This window comes from Mesorhizobium sp. B2-8-3 (assembly GCF_006440815.1).
Lineage (GTDB): Bacteria > Pseudomonadota > Alphaproteobacteria > Rhizobiales > Rhizobiaceae > Mesorhizobium.
Map to the genome: position 1 here is coordinate 95,421 of NZ_VFTW01000012.1, position 14,296 is coordinate 109,716.

Annotated in this window: 14 protein-coding genes and 1 other RNA gene; 5 read left to right on the forward strand and 10 right to left on the reverse strand. The window is 63.1% G+C overall.

From position 1 onward, the window contains the following. Positions 1-3: 3 nt before the first annotated feature. Together rsmH and mraZ are read right to left on the reverse strand one after the other, a co-directional pair. Positions 4-1,020, reverse strand: coding sequence for a 16S rRNA (cytosine(1402)-N(4))-methyltransferase RsmH (gene rsmH, locus FJ418_RS18845; protein ID WP_140784098.1), 1,017 nt, complete (start codon positions 1,018-1,020; stop codon positions 4-6). Next, positions 1,017-1,475 carry a division/cell wall cluster transcriptional repressor MraZ gene (gene mraZ, locus FJ418_RS18850; protein ID WP_140644023.1) on the reverse strand — a complete coding sequence of 153 codons (459 nt, stop codon included), beginning with the start codon at positions 1,473-1,475 and terminating at the stop codon, positions 1,017-1,019. Before mraZ ends, rsmH begins: the two co-directional genes overlap by 4 nt. Positions 1,476-1,871: 396 nt before the next feature. Here mraZ and FJ418_RS18855 point away from each other — a divergent pair, with 396 nt between their 5' ends. After that, a complete protein-coding gene (locus FJ418_RS18855; protein ID WP_140868089.1) occupies positions 1,872-2,987 on the forward strand; it encodes a cystathionine gamma-lyase in 1,116 nt (371 codons plus the stop codon). 9 nt (positions 2,988-2,996) lie between these two features. Here FJ418_RS18855 and FJ418_RS18860 read toward each other — a convergent pair whose 3' ends face one another. The 7 genes from FJ418_RS18860 to FJ418_RS18890 form a co-directional block, all read right to left on the reverse strand. After that, the gene (locus FJ418_RS18860; RefSeq protein ID WP_140868093.1) at positions 2,997-3,290 is read right to left on the reverse strand and encodes a type II toxin-antitoxin system RelE/ParE family toxin; all 294 of its coding nucleotides are present in this window, start codon (positions 3,288-3,290) and stop codon (positions 2,997-2,999) included. Next, positions 3,287-3,571 carry a type II toxin-antitoxin system ParD family antitoxin gene (locus FJ418_RS18865; protein WP_140630896.1) on the reverse strand — a complete coding sequence of 95 codons (285 nt, stop codon included), beginning with the start codon at positions 3,569-3,571 and terminating at the stop codon, positions 3,287-3,289. Before FJ418_RS18865 ends, FJ418_RS18860 begins: the two co-directional genes overlap by 4 nt. A gap of 153 nt (positions 3,572-3,724) precedes the next feature. After that, positions 3,725-4,121: RNase P RNA component class A (rnpB, locus tag FJ418_RS18870), an RNA gene on the reverse strand. 125 nt (positions 4,122-4,246) lie between these two features. Continuing rightward, complete coding sequence (locus tag FJ418_RS18875; RefSeq protein ID WP_140868196.1) at positions 4,247-4,951, reverse strand: transglycosylase SLT domain-containing protein; 705 nt, start codon at positions 4,949-4,951, stop codon at positions 4,247-4,249. A 176-nt stretch (positions 4,952-5,127) separates the two neighbouring features. Next, positions 5,128-5,904: an N-acetylmuramoyl-L-alanine amidase gene (locus FJ418_RS18880; protein WP_140644013.1), complete on the reverse strand. Its 777-nt coding sequence runs from the start codon at positions 5,902-5,904 to the stop codon at positions 5,128-5,130. Next, on the reverse strand, positions 5,901-6,620 hold the full coding sequence (locus FJ418_RS18885) for a DnaJ family molecular chaperone (protein WP_140644011.1): 720 nt from the start codon (positions 6,618-6,620) through the stop codon (positions 5,901-5,903). Before FJ418_RS18885 ends, FJ418_RS18880 begins: the two co-directional genes overlap by 4 nt. A gap of 132 nt (positions 6,621-6,752) precedes the next feature. After that, a complete protein-coding gene (locus tag FJ418_RS18890) occupies positions 6,753-6,965 on the reverse strand; it encodes a hypothetical protein (RefSeq protein ID WP_027168700.1) in 213 nt (70 codons plus the stop codon). A 176-nt stretch (positions 6,966-7,141) separates the two neighbouring features. Between FJ418_RS18890 and FJ418_RS18895 the strand changes: the two genes are divergently transcribed. Next, a complete protein-coding gene (locus FJ418_RS18895; protein WP_140868096.1) occupies positions 7,142-10,789 on the forward strand; it encodes a hydantoinase B/oxoprolinase family protein in 3,648 nt (1,215 codons plus the stop codon). A gap of 765 nt (positions 10,790-11,554) precedes the next feature. On the opposite strand, the gene FJ418_RS31970 is transcribed toward FJ418_RS18895, so the two are convergent. Next, positions 11,555-11,710: a hypothetical protein gene (locus FJ418_RS31970; RefSeq protein WP_181166991.1), complete on the reverse strand. Its 156-nt coding sequence runs from the start codon at positions 11,708-11,710 to the stop codon at positions 11,555-11,557. Positions 11,711-12,026: 316 nt separating this feature from the next. Here FJ418_RS31970 and FJ418_RS32580 point away from each other — a divergent pair, with 316 nt between their 5' ends. The 3 genes from FJ418_RS32580 to FJ418_RS18905 all read left to right on the forward strand — a co-directional run bounded on the left by FJ418_RS32580 (position 12,027) and on the right by FJ418_RS18905 (position 14,246). After that, complete coding sequence (locus tag FJ418_RS32580) at positions 12,027-12,158, forward strand: hypothetical protein (protein ID WP_281407577.1); 132 nt, start codon at positions 12,027-12,029, stop codon at positions 12,156-12,158. Positions 12,159-12,285: 127 nt separating this feature from the next. After that, complete coding sequence (locus tag FJ418_RS18900) at positions 12,286-13,584, forward strand: DUF3419 family protein (protein WP_140868099.1); 1,299 nt, start codon at positions 12,286-12,288, stop codon at positions 13,582-13,584. Beyond that, entirely contained in the window at positions 13,581-14,246 is a 666-nt protein-coding gene (locus tag FJ418_RS18905; protein WP_140868102.1) for a class I SAM-dependent methyltransferase, read from the forward strand. The genes FJ418_RS18900 and FJ418_RS18905 overlap by 4 nt, the downstream gene beginning before the upstream one ends. Positions 14,247-14,296 lie beyond the last annotated feature (50 nt).

Below are 14,296 nucleotides of genomic sequence, written 5' to 3' on the forward strand. Positions count from 1 at the left end.
TGCTCACCTCTCTCCCGGCCGCTCGACGGCGGGAAGCTTTGGAAGGCCGAAAATCGAAAAGTCGCCGGCGCGCGCCGGGGCATCGGTGCGTATCGCCGCGCGCAGCCTGGCCGAGCGCGCGCGCGGATTGGCCTCCGTCTCGGCCTCTCCCGGCGTCACGCCGCCGCCGGCCTTGCGGAAGGTGGCAATGCGCACGGGCGCGTCGGGCATATGCCGCGAGCCGCTGGCTGCTTCGGAACGGTCGGCGATGAAGCGCTTGACGATGCGGTCTTCCAGCGAATGGAACGTCACCACGGCGAGCCGTCCGCCGGGTTTCAGCGCCCGCTCGGCGGCCAACAGCGCTCTTGCCAACTCGCCAAGTTCGTCATTGACGAAGATGCGCAGCGCCTGGAAGACGCGCGTGGCCGGATGGATCTTGTCCTTCGGCCCTCTTCCGATATGCGTTTCGATGGCGTCGGCGAGATCGAGCGTGCGCTCGAAAGGCCTCTTCTCGCGCCGGCTTTCGATCATGCGCGCGATGCGGCCGGCATGGCGCTCCTCGCCGAGAAAGCCGAAGATACGCGCAAGGTCGCCCGCCTTGAAGGTGTTGACGACATCGGCGGCGGAGAGACCCGCCTGCGCCATGCGCATGTCGAGCGGCCCGTCGGCGCGAAACGAAAAGCCGCGCTCGGCTTGGTCGAGTTGCATGGAGGAAACGCCGATGTCGAGCACCACGCCATCGGCGCTCTCGACATGCTCGTCCAGCGTCGAGAACGGCGCCTGGACAAGTCTCAGCCTGCCGCCGGCCTGTCGTTCGAGCGCCCTGCCCGCCGCGATTGCGTCCGGGTCGCGGTCGATGGCAACGACGGAAGCGCCGCGATCGAGGATGGCGCTGGTGTAGCCGCCGGCGCCGAATGTCCCGTCGACGATCGTCTCGCCGGCCTTCGGCGCAAGCGCGTCGAGCACCTCGGCAAGGAGGACCGGAATGTGACGGGCCAGTCCGCCAACGGCGTGAGGGTCATCGCCGTGGCCAGCCATCATTCCGATCGCTCCCCGGGCTTCGTCCCCTGCCGAAGCTGCAAAAGCCTGGCCCGCGCCTGCGCCCCATAGGCGGCAAGCCGTCCCGGCTCCCAGACTTGAAAGAAATTGCCGCGGCCGACAAAGGCCACCTCGTTCGATATGCCCGTGTGCTCGCGGATGAAATCGGTCATGGTGATTCGGCCGTCCTGGTCCAGCTTCAGAAACGTCCCGTCGCCATGGCAGAAGAACGACATGTCGTCCGCCGTCTGCAGGAACGGGTCCTCCAGCGCGATCCGCTGCTCGTAGCGGTCGAGCAGGTCGAGCCCACCGACATCCATCGCCGACAGGTCCAGGCAGCGCAGCGCGTAGAGTTCCGAATAGCCGCGTTTCTGCACCACGGCGCGGAAATGCGCCGGAACGGACACCCGTCCCTTCGCATCGATCCTGCTCACCGTGTTCGACAGAAACCGGTCCAATAGACTCTGCAGCCGCTGGCGCCGCTGCACCCCTCATGTTGTTCTCCGCGCCCTTGCCGCGCTTGCGGCAAATCGCTTCATTCACCGGGGCGAAAACCGACAAACGCGCAGCCGCCGCGGCTGCCCGATTGGCGTACGCTTCACCCTGACGCGGAACGAAAGCTTGATGATGCGAATGGGATATCATGGGGTACTATGGGCGTCAACGGGAATAGGTATCACAAACACGCGCACTACAACCAGAAAGCGCAGGCTGAAGGCACGTCTCGTCTTTATCGTCTATTAAGCCTAACGAAGCGTTTAGAGCCCTCTGGCCCAAAAAGACGCGGCTTGATGCGCACAGCCGGCGCGCATAGCGTCGGTTGAGGTTTTCTGCCCTAACCAAGGATCCAACTGATGTCCGACACTGCGAAGTCACGCGCCGCGACACTTGCCCATCTGCGCAGCGCCGATTTCGCCAAGGGCGATCCCATCCCCTTGCCGCTGACCATGGCTTCGATCTTCCACGCACCGGGCGACGCGACCGGCTTCGATCAATACGGCCGCTTCAGCAACCCGACCTGGCATGCGGTCGAGCATGCGCTTGGCCATCTGGAAGATGCGCAATGCGTTGCCTTCCCGTCGGGAATGGCCGCGATTTCCGCGGCTTTCTTCGCGCTCGTCAAATCGGGCGACCGCATCCTCTTGCCGTCGGACGGCTATCACACGACGCGCGCGCTGGCCGAGCGTTTCCTGAAATCGCTCGGCGTCGCCTATGACGTGAGGCCCACGGCAAGCATGCTCGATGGCGGCTTCGCCGGCTACCGGGCGGTCTTCGTCGAAAGTCCGTCGAACCCGCGGTTGGACATCTGCGACATCACCGCCGTCGCCAAGGCCGTGCATGCGCAAGGAGGCACCTTGGTCGTCGACAACACGACCATGACGCCCTTCGGCCAGCGCCCGCTTGATCTTGGCGCCGACATCGTGGTCTCTGCCGACACCAAGGCGATCAATGGCCATTCCGACGTGCTCTTCGGCCATGTCGCCAGCCGCGATCCCGACATTGTCGCCAGGGTGAAGGATTGGCGCGAGACGGCCGGCGGCATCCCCGGCCCGTTCGAGGCCTGGCTCGTGCATCGCGGCCTCGAAACGCTGGAAGTGCGTTTCGACCGCATGTGCTCGTCGGCCGAAACGATCGCGCGCCGCCTGAAGGACCATCGCGCCGTCAGCGGCCTGCGCTTTCCGGGACTCGAAGGCGATGCCTCGCACAACCTGGCGCGCGCCCAGATGGAGCGCTTCGGCTTCCTGATTTCCTTTGAACTCGCCTCCGAGGAACAGGCCGAGGCGTTCATCGACGGCTGTCGGCTTATCGAAGCGGCAACGTCCTTCGGCGGCGTGCACACATCGGCGGAGCGGCGCTCGAAACGCGGCGATGCCGTGCCGCCCGGCTTCGTTCGCCTGGCGATCGGCTGCGAGCCGGTCGAGGAACTGTGGCAGGCGATCGAGGCGTCCCTGGACAAGATTGCAAGCTGAGCAGATCTGTCACGGGTTCACATCATCCGCTTCGATCTTGCGTCGACCGTGTAACACGCGGACAATCTCGATCGCATCCTGATCGACCCGGTACAAGGTAAGGTATTCGCCAACCACCAGATGGCGGATACCGGGCGCGATATCGTCGCGTGGAGCACCTGAAAAAGGATGCGGGCCGAGCAAGCTCCACCTCCTCTCCATGGCGTCTACGAACCGGACCGCGGCATTGGGACTATGGCTGGCGATGTAGTCGCCGATGTCTTCGAGATCGACCGCCGCTTGAGGAAGCAGCCGATATCTCACTCTTCGAAGCCTTTCGCTTCAGCCATCTTGCGATATTTGGCACGCGCTCGTTCGATGACCGACGGACCGTCGAGGGCCGGCCCGCTGTCGATCCCCTCCTGCACCAGTTTCCGCAGCTCTTCGACGCTGTAGCCGAGCAGATCGCGCCGCTCCTTCCATTGCCTGAGCGCATCGCGGATCACTTCGCTGGCCGAGGCGTATTCGCCAGCCGCGACCACATCGTCGACCGCGGCTGCCAGCTCCGGCGAAAGTGTGATGCTGCGTTTATCGACCTGGCCCATGATGCGCTCCTGCTCTCCCTTTATGGTACGATTTAATCGCACTAGCTTCAAGGAACAGGTCATCGCGTTCAGGGCGATTGCGCCTCACCTTGAATCAAAAGGCACGCCTTCCGGCGTAACCTTCTGATTTCGTGCCGCTACCGCGATTTGAAAAATGCCAGCTGGCCTGTAAGCCGGGTTCTGTATGGCCCTCGCCTTGCGGCGAGAACGTGGCGGCCATTCATCTTGGGCGCATGTTGCCATGCGCCTCACGCAACCTACCCGGACGGTGGGCCGGAAACAGCCCTCGAAGGTTTCCCCTCGCACCGCCCCTATTCGGTTTTGCTCCCGGTGGGGTTTGCCCTGCCGCTTCTGTTGCCAGTCGCGCGGTGGGCTCTTACCCCACCCTTTCACCCTTGCCCCGGCCAATGCCGTGGCGGTTTGCTTTCTGTGGCACTTTCCCTGGGGTCGCCCCCGCCGGCCGTTAGCCGGCACCGTGTCTCCATGGAGCCCGGACTTTCCTCACCCGCAACCTTTCGGTTCTCGCGGGTGCGGCCGCCCGGCCAGCTGGCAAGCGCGTATAAAGGGATTCCCGCCCGAAAACGCAAACGAAAAAGCGCCCGGATGCGCGGCGGTTGGGACAACGACGTGCATGAAGCCGATACGCGTTGCCCAAATCCACTTCGGCAGGCCGGCTTAAGCCGGCGAACCCAGCGCCGCCATCTGCACCTTCACCTTGCTGCAATAGGCGGCCGAAACCGGATTCATCCGCCTTGCGCCGTGACCGGCATTGTATTTCAGGATTGTGCCGCAGGTGGTGCCGCCGCCGAGACCCTGCGCCATCGCAAGATACTTCATGCCGAATTTGATGTTGGTGTCGGGGTCGAACAGTCCCTTGGTCGAACCGGTATAACCCATCATGCGCGCCGTGGCCGGCTTGATCTGCATGAGGCCGATCTCGCCGGCGCTTCCGACCATGCTCGGCCTGTAGTTGCTTTCGATCTTGATGACGGCTTTGGCCAGCGACACCGGCACGCCGTAGCTTGCGGCATAGCGGGCAACGATCGCCGAATATTGGCCGCCGCCGGCCGCGGCGGGCGCCGCCAGGGCGATCTTGCCGGTGTTGATAGAAGCGGTCGTGGTGAGATCGATCGCCTTTCTGCCGCGTTTGGCACGCTTAGCCGTCGATTTCCCCGCCCTAGTCGCGGCGGCTTTCTGCACCTTTGCCGGGGCTCTCTTGATCTTTGGCGTTTTGCTGCCCGGTACAGCCTTGCTCGTTATGGGGGCAGCGGCAAGGCCATTATCCGCCCGAAGGCTTAAAGGGGCGCTGCTTGCCGGATTGAAGGCAAAACTTATCACTCCGGCAGCAACAGCTGCCGCTACAACGGTCAATTTTTGCATGTAGTCCTGTTCTGTTAGAACCGCGCGAAGAATTTCGCGCAGCTGTGCCAATTCAACATCGGAACATCCGGGGGGATAGATGCCCGACGACTTGCGGGAGAGGCATTTGAAGGCGGAATTGGCGGCAATGAAGGCGACGCAATTCACTTTAAATGACAGATTGTAATTTAAGGAACTTATCGCGACCCCTTGGCGGGGGCTGCCTTTACGGAAGCGACGAGCCTTTCCAGCGTGCGGAGCGTCGAATTGTCCGCTGCACCATCCACCAGCCGCCGCCGGAAATGTCGCTGGAAGGCCGCTACCACGATTTCCGTCCGCTTGTCGTAGATACCCGACATCTCGACGCCATAGCCATAGAGCGCCAGCATCGACTGCAGCGCCTCGACATCGGCGCCGGTATCACCGGCCTTGAGCGCGGCGCCGGGCTTTATCGGCGCCGCCGGCACGAGGTGGCCGACGCCCGCCACGAACAGCGCCTTCCACGGAAATTTTTCGCCAGGGTCGACCTTGCGGCCCGGGGACACGTCCGAATGCGCGAGCACCCTTGCCGCGGGGATCGAATAACGGCTCACGATGCCCGCGCACAACTCGACCACGGCATCGATCTGTCGCTTCGGAAAAGCCTTGTAGCCCAGCGAATGCCCGGGGTTGACGATCTCGATGCCGACCGAACAGGAGTTGATGTCGGTACGCCCGAGCCAGGAACTCTTGCCGGCATGCCACGCCCGGTCGCTCTCGCGTACCATCTGGACGATGCGGCCGTCCTCATGAACGAGATAATGCGAGGACACTTCGCTCGCCGGGTCGCATAGCCACGCCTCGGCGCCGGCGCCGCTTGCCATGCCGGTATAATGCAGCACGATCATGTCGGGTCGAAGCGTCTCGCGGCGCGGACCGAAATTCGGCGACACCCGGACCTCGGCGCCTGGCTGGTCGGGCAGGAACCCGCTCATACGTGTCTGAGGCCCCGCTCGATCATCTCATAGGCGGCGTTGATCGCCGCGACCCTGGTCGTGGCGATCTTGATGAATTCCTGCGGCAAGCCGCGTGCGATCAGCCTGTCGGGATGATTGTCCGAGATGAGCTTGCGGTAGCGTTTCCTGATCTCCTCGAACGGCTTGCCGCGCTCGATGCCCAGAATGACATAGGGGTCGGCGGCGCCGAGATCGACGTGCCGCGACAAGATCGCTTCGTAATGCGCCTCGTCGATCCGGAAGATCTCGGCGATGCGATGCAGGAACTGGCCCTCATGCTCATGAATGAGGCCATCCGCCTTGGCGATATGGAACAGGCCGTCGAGGATATCTTCCAGCATCATGCAGTTGGCATGGCCGGACCCGCAGAGCTGCGCCATGCGCTGGGCATAGATCTCGAAGCCGGCGACGTCCTGCTTGGCGATGTTGTAAAGCCGCGCCACGTTGCGTGTCTCGCTCGGCGGCACTTCGAAGATTTCCTGGAAGGCGCGCACCTCATCCTGCGTGACGATGCCGTCGGCCTTGGCCATCTTGGCCGAGAGCGCGATCATGGCCACGGAGAAGGCCACGCGCCGGCGCAGGTCCGGATCGCCCGAAAACACGGTGCGCACGGCTTCCACGACATCCGCGACGCCCGAGGACGCCGACGACGAAACACGAGCGATGAAGTCGCCAAGACGGTCCCAAATCGACATGCCGGCTTCATAGTGCGAACCGGGCGGTTCTATCAAGCCTGGACGATGCCGCAGGCGATCCGCTGCGCGGGATCGAGGGCGAAAAGGGAAGGCCGGCAAGGCCGGCCTTCCTCGATATTGTCTGTCAGGCTCTTACTGCGCAGGCGCGGCAGGAGCCGGATTTGTTGCCGGAGCCGGTTCAGCGGGCTTCGAAGCGTCGGGCGAAGCCGGCTTCATGGGCTGCTCGTTGGCCGGCGGATTGGTGCTTTGCGTGGTGGTATTGTCGGTGCCGGTGCCACTGTCGCTGCAAGCCGCGACCCCCAGCAGGGCGAGCGCCGAAACAGACGCCAGAATGAGCTTCTTCATGATATCTCTCCTTCAACAGACGCTCACATTTCGGTGAGCGGTCGCAAGGGAAATGCGTCAGCAGGCCCGCCGGTTTCGTAACGTTGCATTTCCATGTGTAACATCAACTTGCGATTGCTGGCGCCGAAATCCCGAACTAACAGAACATACGCTCGAAGACATGATGGATAAGCAAAATGCCGGCAGCCACGGGGACTGGGAAATGGGACTTCTGGATCGACCGCGGTGGCACCTTCACCGACGTCATCGGCCGTGACCCGCAAGGCCGGCTGCATCCCCGAAAACTCCTGTCCGAAAATCCCGAGGCCTATGCGGACGCCGCCATCCAGGGCATCCGCGACCTGTTGGGGTTGAAAACCGGCGCCGCCATTTCCGCAGACGCGATCGGCGACGTCAAAATGGGCACGACCGTTGCCACCAATGCGCTGCTCGAGCGCAAGGGCGACCGCGTCCTGCTGCTCATCAGCAAGGGTTTTCGCGACGCCTTGCGCATCGCTTACCAGGCGCGGCCGGACATCTTCGCCAAGGAGATCATCCTGCCGGAGCAGCTTTACGAGCGCGTCATCGAGATCGACGAGCGCGTGCGCGCCGACGGCTGCGTCGAGCGCCTGCTCGACATCGCGGCCTGCCGCCCGGCGATCGAACAGGCCAAGGCGGACGGCATCGACGCGGTCGCCATCGTCTTCATGCATGCCTGGAAATATCCCGACCACGAAAAGGCCGTGGCCAAGGTTTGCCGCAAGATCGGCTTCAGCCAGATCTCGGTCTCTCATGAGGTCTCGCCGCTCATCAAGCTGGTCGGCCGCGGCGACACCACCGTGGTCGACGCCTATCTGTCGCCGATCCTGTCGCGCTATGTGCAACGGGTGGCCGGCGAACTTGGCGCCGGACCGCGCCTGATGTTCATGATGTCGTCGGGCGGTCTTACCGCCGCCGACCTGTTCCAGGGCAAGGACGCGCTGCTGTCCGGCCCGGCCGGCGGGGTCGTCGGCATGGTCGAGACGGCGAAGCTCGCCGGCTTCGAAAAGGTCATCGGCTTCGACATGGGCGGCACCTCGACCGACGTCGCACATTATGACGGCGAATACGAACGCGCCTTCGACACCGAGGTCGCCGGCGTGCGCATCCGCGCGCCGATGATGCGCATCCACACGGTCGCCGCCGGAGGCGGCTCGATCCTGCACTATGAAGCGGGCCGCTTCCGCGTCGGCCCGGATTCCGCCGGCGCCAATCCCGGCCCCGCCGCCTACCGGCGCGGCGGTCCGCTTGCCGTCACCGACGCCAACGTCATGCTCGGCAAATTGCAGCCCGATTTCTTCCCGGCGATCTTTGGCGCGGGCCAGGACCAGCCGCTCGATGTCGGCACGGTTGGCGAAAAATTCGCCGCACTTGCCGCCGAAATCGGCGACGGCCGGACGCCTGAGGCGGTGGCCGAAGGTTTCGTCACCATCGCCGTCGAGAACATGGCCAACGCCATCAAGAAGATCTCGGTGCAACGCGGCTACGACGTCACCGAGTATCTCCTCAACTGCTTCGGCGGCGCCGGCGGTCAGCATGCTTGCCTGGTTGCCGATGCGCTCGGCATGGAAGCCGTGCTCATCCACCCCTTCTCGGGGCTGCTTTCCGCTTATGGCATCGGCCTCTCGTCGGTCTTCGCCTCGCGCCAGCAGGCGCTGCTGGAGCCGCTCGCGGACGCATCCAGGCCGGCGATCGAAAATCTCATAGCCGCCCTGCGCGGGGTTGTGGTCGCCGAACTTGTGTCTCAGGGCATCGCCGAGAGCGGGATTACCGCCAGGCCGATCCTCCAGATCCGCTACGATGGCACCGACACGGCTCTGCCGGTGAATTTCGAGCACGGCTCGATCCTGCGGGCGAAGGACGATTTCGAGGCCGCGCACAAGGCGCAGTTCGGGTTCGTCTATGAAAACAAGCCGATGATTATCGAGGCTGTAGGGGTGGAGGGCAGCGATGCCGGCGGCGCGGGCCGCGCGGAAACCGAAGCGGAGTTGCAGGATCTTGCCGTTGTTCCTTCCGAGAAGCGGAAAATATTCGCCGAAGGCGAATGGCGCGAGGCCGGCGTCTTTCGTCGCGAAGCCCTTAGGCAGGGCAGCAAGGTTGCCGGCCCAGCCCTGATCATCGAACCCAACCAGACCGTTGTTGTCGAACCGGGCTGGCAGGCCGAGATCACCGCAAAGGACCATATTCTCCTGCGCCGAACGAGCAAGAAACGACGGCAGGCCGCACTCGGAACCGAGGCCGATCCGGTGATGCTTGAGGTCTTCAACAACCTCTTCATGTCGATCGCCGAGCAGATGGGCGTGACGCTGCAGAACACCGCCTATTCCGTCAACATCAAGGAACGGCTCGATTTTTCCTGCGCCGTGTTCGACCGCCATGGCGCACTGGTCGCCAATGCGCCGCACATGCCGGTGCATCTGGGCTCCATGGACCGCTCGGTCGAAACCGTCATCCGCCTGAATTCGGGCGACATCCATCCCGGCGACGTCTTCGCCCTCAACGCGCCCTATAATGGCGGAACGCATTTGCCCGACATCACCGTGGTGACGCCTGTCTTCGACGATGCGCGCAAGGAGATCCTATTCTGGGCGGCCTCGCGCGGCCATCACGCCGATGTCGGCGGCACCGCGCCCGGCTCGATGACGCCGCTTGCGACTACGGTCGATGAGGAAGGCGTGCTGTTCGACAATTTCCGTATCGTCGACCGCGGCCGCTTCCGCGAGACGGAGCTGGAGACGCTGCTGACCGACCACCCCTACCCCGCGCGCAATCCGGCCCAGAACATCGCCGACCTGAAGGCACAGATCGCCGCCAACGAAAAAGGCGTGGCGGAGCTGCGCAAGATGGTCGCGCATTTCGGGCTCGACGTCGTCGAGGCCTATATGGGCCATGTCCAGGACAATGCCGCCGAGAGCGTGCGCCGCGTGATCGAGCGGCTCCCCGACAGCGCGGCATATGAATACCCCACCGACACCGGCCAGGTGATCAGGGTGAAGATCACCGTCGACCGGCAAAAACGCGAGGCGACCGTTGATTTCACCGGCACGTCGCCGGTGATGAAGAACAACTTCAACGCGCCGGAGCCGGTCGCCCGCGCCGCCGTGCTCTACGCCTTCCGCGTCATGGTCGAGGACATGATCCCGATGAATGCCGGGTGCCTGAGGCCGATCAACATCGTCATCCCCGAAGGCTCGATGCTGAAGCCCGCCTACCCGGCCGCCGTTGTCGCCGGCAATGTCGAGACCTCGCAGCACGTCACCAATGCGCTGTTCGGCGCGATGGGTGCGATTGCCAACGCGCAAGGCACGATGAACAACCTCACCTTCGGCAACAAGAAATATCAGTATTACGAGACGATCTGCTCCGGCTCGCCGGCCGGCCGGATGAATTCGGGACGCGGCTTTGCCGGCACGTCCGGTGTCCATACCCACATGACCAATTCGCGCCTCACCGACCCCGAGGTGCTGGAACTGCGCTTCCCCGTCGTATTGGAGGACTTCCACATCCGCGAGGGCTCCGGCGGCAAGGGCAAGTGGAACGCCGGCGACGGCACCAGGCGCACCATCCGCTTCCTCGAAAAGATGGAATGCGCGATCCTGTCCTCGCACCGCAACCGGCCGCCCCAGGGCCTCGACGGCGGCGGCGATGGCGAGGCGGGCTCGACCAAGGTCAGGCGCAATGACGGATCGGTCGACATCTTGAAGGCCTGCGACCAAACCACGCTCGATGCCGGCGAGGCCGTCATCGTCACCACGCCGACGCCGGGAGCACTCGGAAATGTAACGCGCAAGATCGGATGGCATTAGCCGGCGATGGCCGGGAAAGGTGAGAAACGCCGGGATCAGCCGCGCAAAGCCGCAGAATGTGTAACGCGCAAGATCGGATGGCAGCGGCGGGGGTTTTCCGGGATCAGGTGGTATTAGGTGGGACTAGCCGCGCAAGGCTATGAAAAGACAAAGCTTTGCCGTGAGCTGCCGGGAGCGGAAAGCGTGGTAACAAAAGGTGACCGTTGCGCAACTTCATTTGGCACCAAATCGATTTAAAGCAGAAGCCAGCGGCGGCGAAGGGCCAATGGGAGAAAAAATGGCCGAGTGCGGCTAAGCCCTGTTGAAAAAAGAGAAAATCGGCGCGGAAGAGGACCAAAACCACCCAAAGAGCTACCAGAACGGCCTGGGAATTCTGGCGCGACGCAAGAGTTCTCCGAAATGCCTTCGGAGTTCGGAAAACCAGCCCACAAAGATGACGTAAGCCATTGAAATAAAAGGATACAACGATCCTAATAGCCTCGGCAACAAAGGAGCCGAACTCCGAACGGAACTTTTGCGCGAAATCCGCATCACCAAGTGTGTCTGTCGGTATGATACCGACGGCTCGATCACCGTGCCGACAGAGGCGTTCCCGCGGAGCTAGTTCCAAGAGACCCGGACGAGGCCATGGAAGTTTTCTGCCTGCTCAATGTTGCGCTTCAGGTGTTTCCATTGTCGGCCGTCGTTGGCAAGGCCGTCCCAGATGAAGAACACCGCGATTGCAGCGACGATCAAAAGAATTGGTCGCATCGGTCACCTACCGGTCTACGCCGGCTGAAGCTGCCCGACCGAGTGCTCGCGCATCCTCAACACGAACAGCCGCATCGCGGCGAACGGCGCCATGACGATAATCGCCATCGCGATGTTGACCAGGACCGACAAGAAACAGAATGCGCTGGGCATGTAACAAACGGCGTCCATGTGACCTACCCCTTTCCAACCACCATCACTCCTGGTGGTCCTCCTCCGCCCGCTTTCCAAGCATGATCCCGCTTTTGGTGAAATGCAAGCTATCGCTAATATGAAGGACTATCGGATCAAATTGGCGCACGTGGACGCAGCGTAAGCGTTTCCCGGCCTTAGCTCACGGACGCACGACTGATACGGACCGAAATAGATGAACATAGCGGTGGCAATCACTATCGCCGCAGCGATTATCAACGCCCCCTTGATCGTGGAGTTCATCTTGACAGATCTTTCCATGCCGTCGCGGTGACCCTGACATCCAACCAGGCTCTTGGCAAACGATCGCGACGACGCCGGCGGCCACAGCAGGCAAAACCTGCGGATCGATGCCGGCGCGACAGTCACCAAGGACAGCACGGCGGAGATGCGCCGGCAGGCCGCTAATGGGGCCGATCTCGGCTGATTTCGGCCCCTTTTTCAAAAAAATTGGTGCCAAGTGAAGTTGCACGGAGGTGCCAAGCGATTTTGCGCGCTACAAAAAGCGTGAAATCAACGTCAGCTTGCCGTCAACAGGCTGTCACCTGCCTGTCATGCCGCTGCGCTACCCGCTTGCGCCAACGCAAATGGGGAATCACCTTGCCATGTCGGATGTTTCCGGAGAACTCGTTTATCGTCGAGGCAAGGAAGTCGGAAAGGCTGTCTACCAGAACCGGGCATTGTCGAAGGACGGCATTTCCGAGCGGTTGTTCGCCTTTCTGTTCTCCGGCCTCGTCTATCCGCAGATCTGGGAAGACCCGGATGTCGACATGGAGGCCATGCAGCTCGGCGCGGGCCACCGCATCGTCACAATCGCCTCGGGCGGCTGCAACATTCTGGCCTACCTGACCCGCTCGCCGGCCAGGATCGATGCCGTCGATCTCAATGCCGCGCACATCGCGCTGAACCGCATGAAGCTGGAAGCGGTGCGCCACCTGCCGTCGCAGGGCGATCTCTTCCGCTTCTTCGGCGCCGCCGGCACCAGCCACAATTCCGACGCCTATGATCGCTTCATCGCGCCGCATCTCGATGCGGTCAGCCGCCACTACTGGGAGCGCCGCAGCTGGCGCGGTCGCCGCCGCATCTCGGTCTTCGACCGCAACTTCTACCAGACCGGCCTGCTCGGCCTCTTCATCGCCATGGGCCATCGCGTCGGAAAGCTGTTCGGTGTCGACCCGGCCGGCATCATGAAGGCCGAGAACATCGGCGAGCAGCGCCGTTTCTTCAACGAGGAGCTGGCGCCCGTTTTCGACAAGAAGCTGTTGCGCTGGGCGACGTCGCGGAAAGCCTCGCTGTTCGGCCTCGGCATCCCGCCGGCCCAGTACGATTCGCTGATCACCTCCGGCGACGGTTCGATGGCGAGCGTGCTCAAGGCGCGCCTGGAAAAGCTCGCCTGCGACTTCCCGCTCAAGAACAACTATTTTGCCTGGCAGGCCTTTGCCCGACGCTATCCGCAACCGGGCGAGGCGGCGCTGCCCGCCTATCTGGAACAGAGCAACTACAAGACGATCCGCGACAACATCGACCGCGTCGCCATCCACCACGCCAACCTGATCAAGTTCCTGGGTGCCAAGGACGCCGGCAGCGTCGACCGCTTCGTGCTGCTCGACGCGCAGGACTGGATGACCGACGACCTGCTCAACGCACTGTGGACCGAGATCACCCGCACGGCTTCGGCCGGCGCCCGCGTCATCTTCCGCACCGCGGCCGAGCCCAGCCTGCTGCCCGGCCGCGTCTCCAGTTCGCTGCTCGACCAGTGGACCTACGAGAGCGATGCCTCGCGCGAATTCTCCGCAAAGGACCGCTCGGCGATCTATGGCGGCTTCCACCTCTACGTGAAGCGCGCCGCATGAGCACGACGGAGCTGCCTGCCAGCCATGCCGAACTGATGGACGGCGTCTACCGCTGGCAGCGCCACATCTACGACCTGACCCGCAAATACTACCTGCTCGGCCGCGACCGGCTGATCGACGGGCTGGACGTGCCGCAAGGCGGCACCGTGCTGGAGCTCGGCTGCGGCACCGGCCGCAACATCGTGCTCGCCGCCCGCCGCTACCCGGACGCCCGCTTCTTCGGTTTGGATATCTCGACCGAGATGCTGGAGACGGCGAACGCGACCGTCGCTCGCGAAGGTCTCACGGACAAGGTCAACCTCGCACGCGGCGACGCCACCGATTTCGACGCCAAGGCTCTTTTCGGCATCGAGCATTTCGACCGGGTCTTCGTCTCCTATTCGCTGTCGATGATCCCCGGCTGGGAGAAGACCGTATCGGCTGCCCTCGCCGCGCTTGCGCCCGGCGGCTCGCTCCATGTCGTCGATTTCGGCCAGCAGGAAGGCCTGCCACGCTGGTTCAGGGCGTTGCTGCGCGGCTGGCTGCGGAAATTCCATGTCACGCCGCGCGCCTCGCTGCGCGACGTGCTTGAATCGGAATCCGAGCGCACCGGCGCAACCTTCCGTTTCAGAACGCTTTATCGCGGCTATGTCTGGCTGGCGGTGATCAAGATCGCCCACTGAATTTCGCAATTTGAGGCGCCTGTGGCTGTATCTAACGCAATTAACTGAAC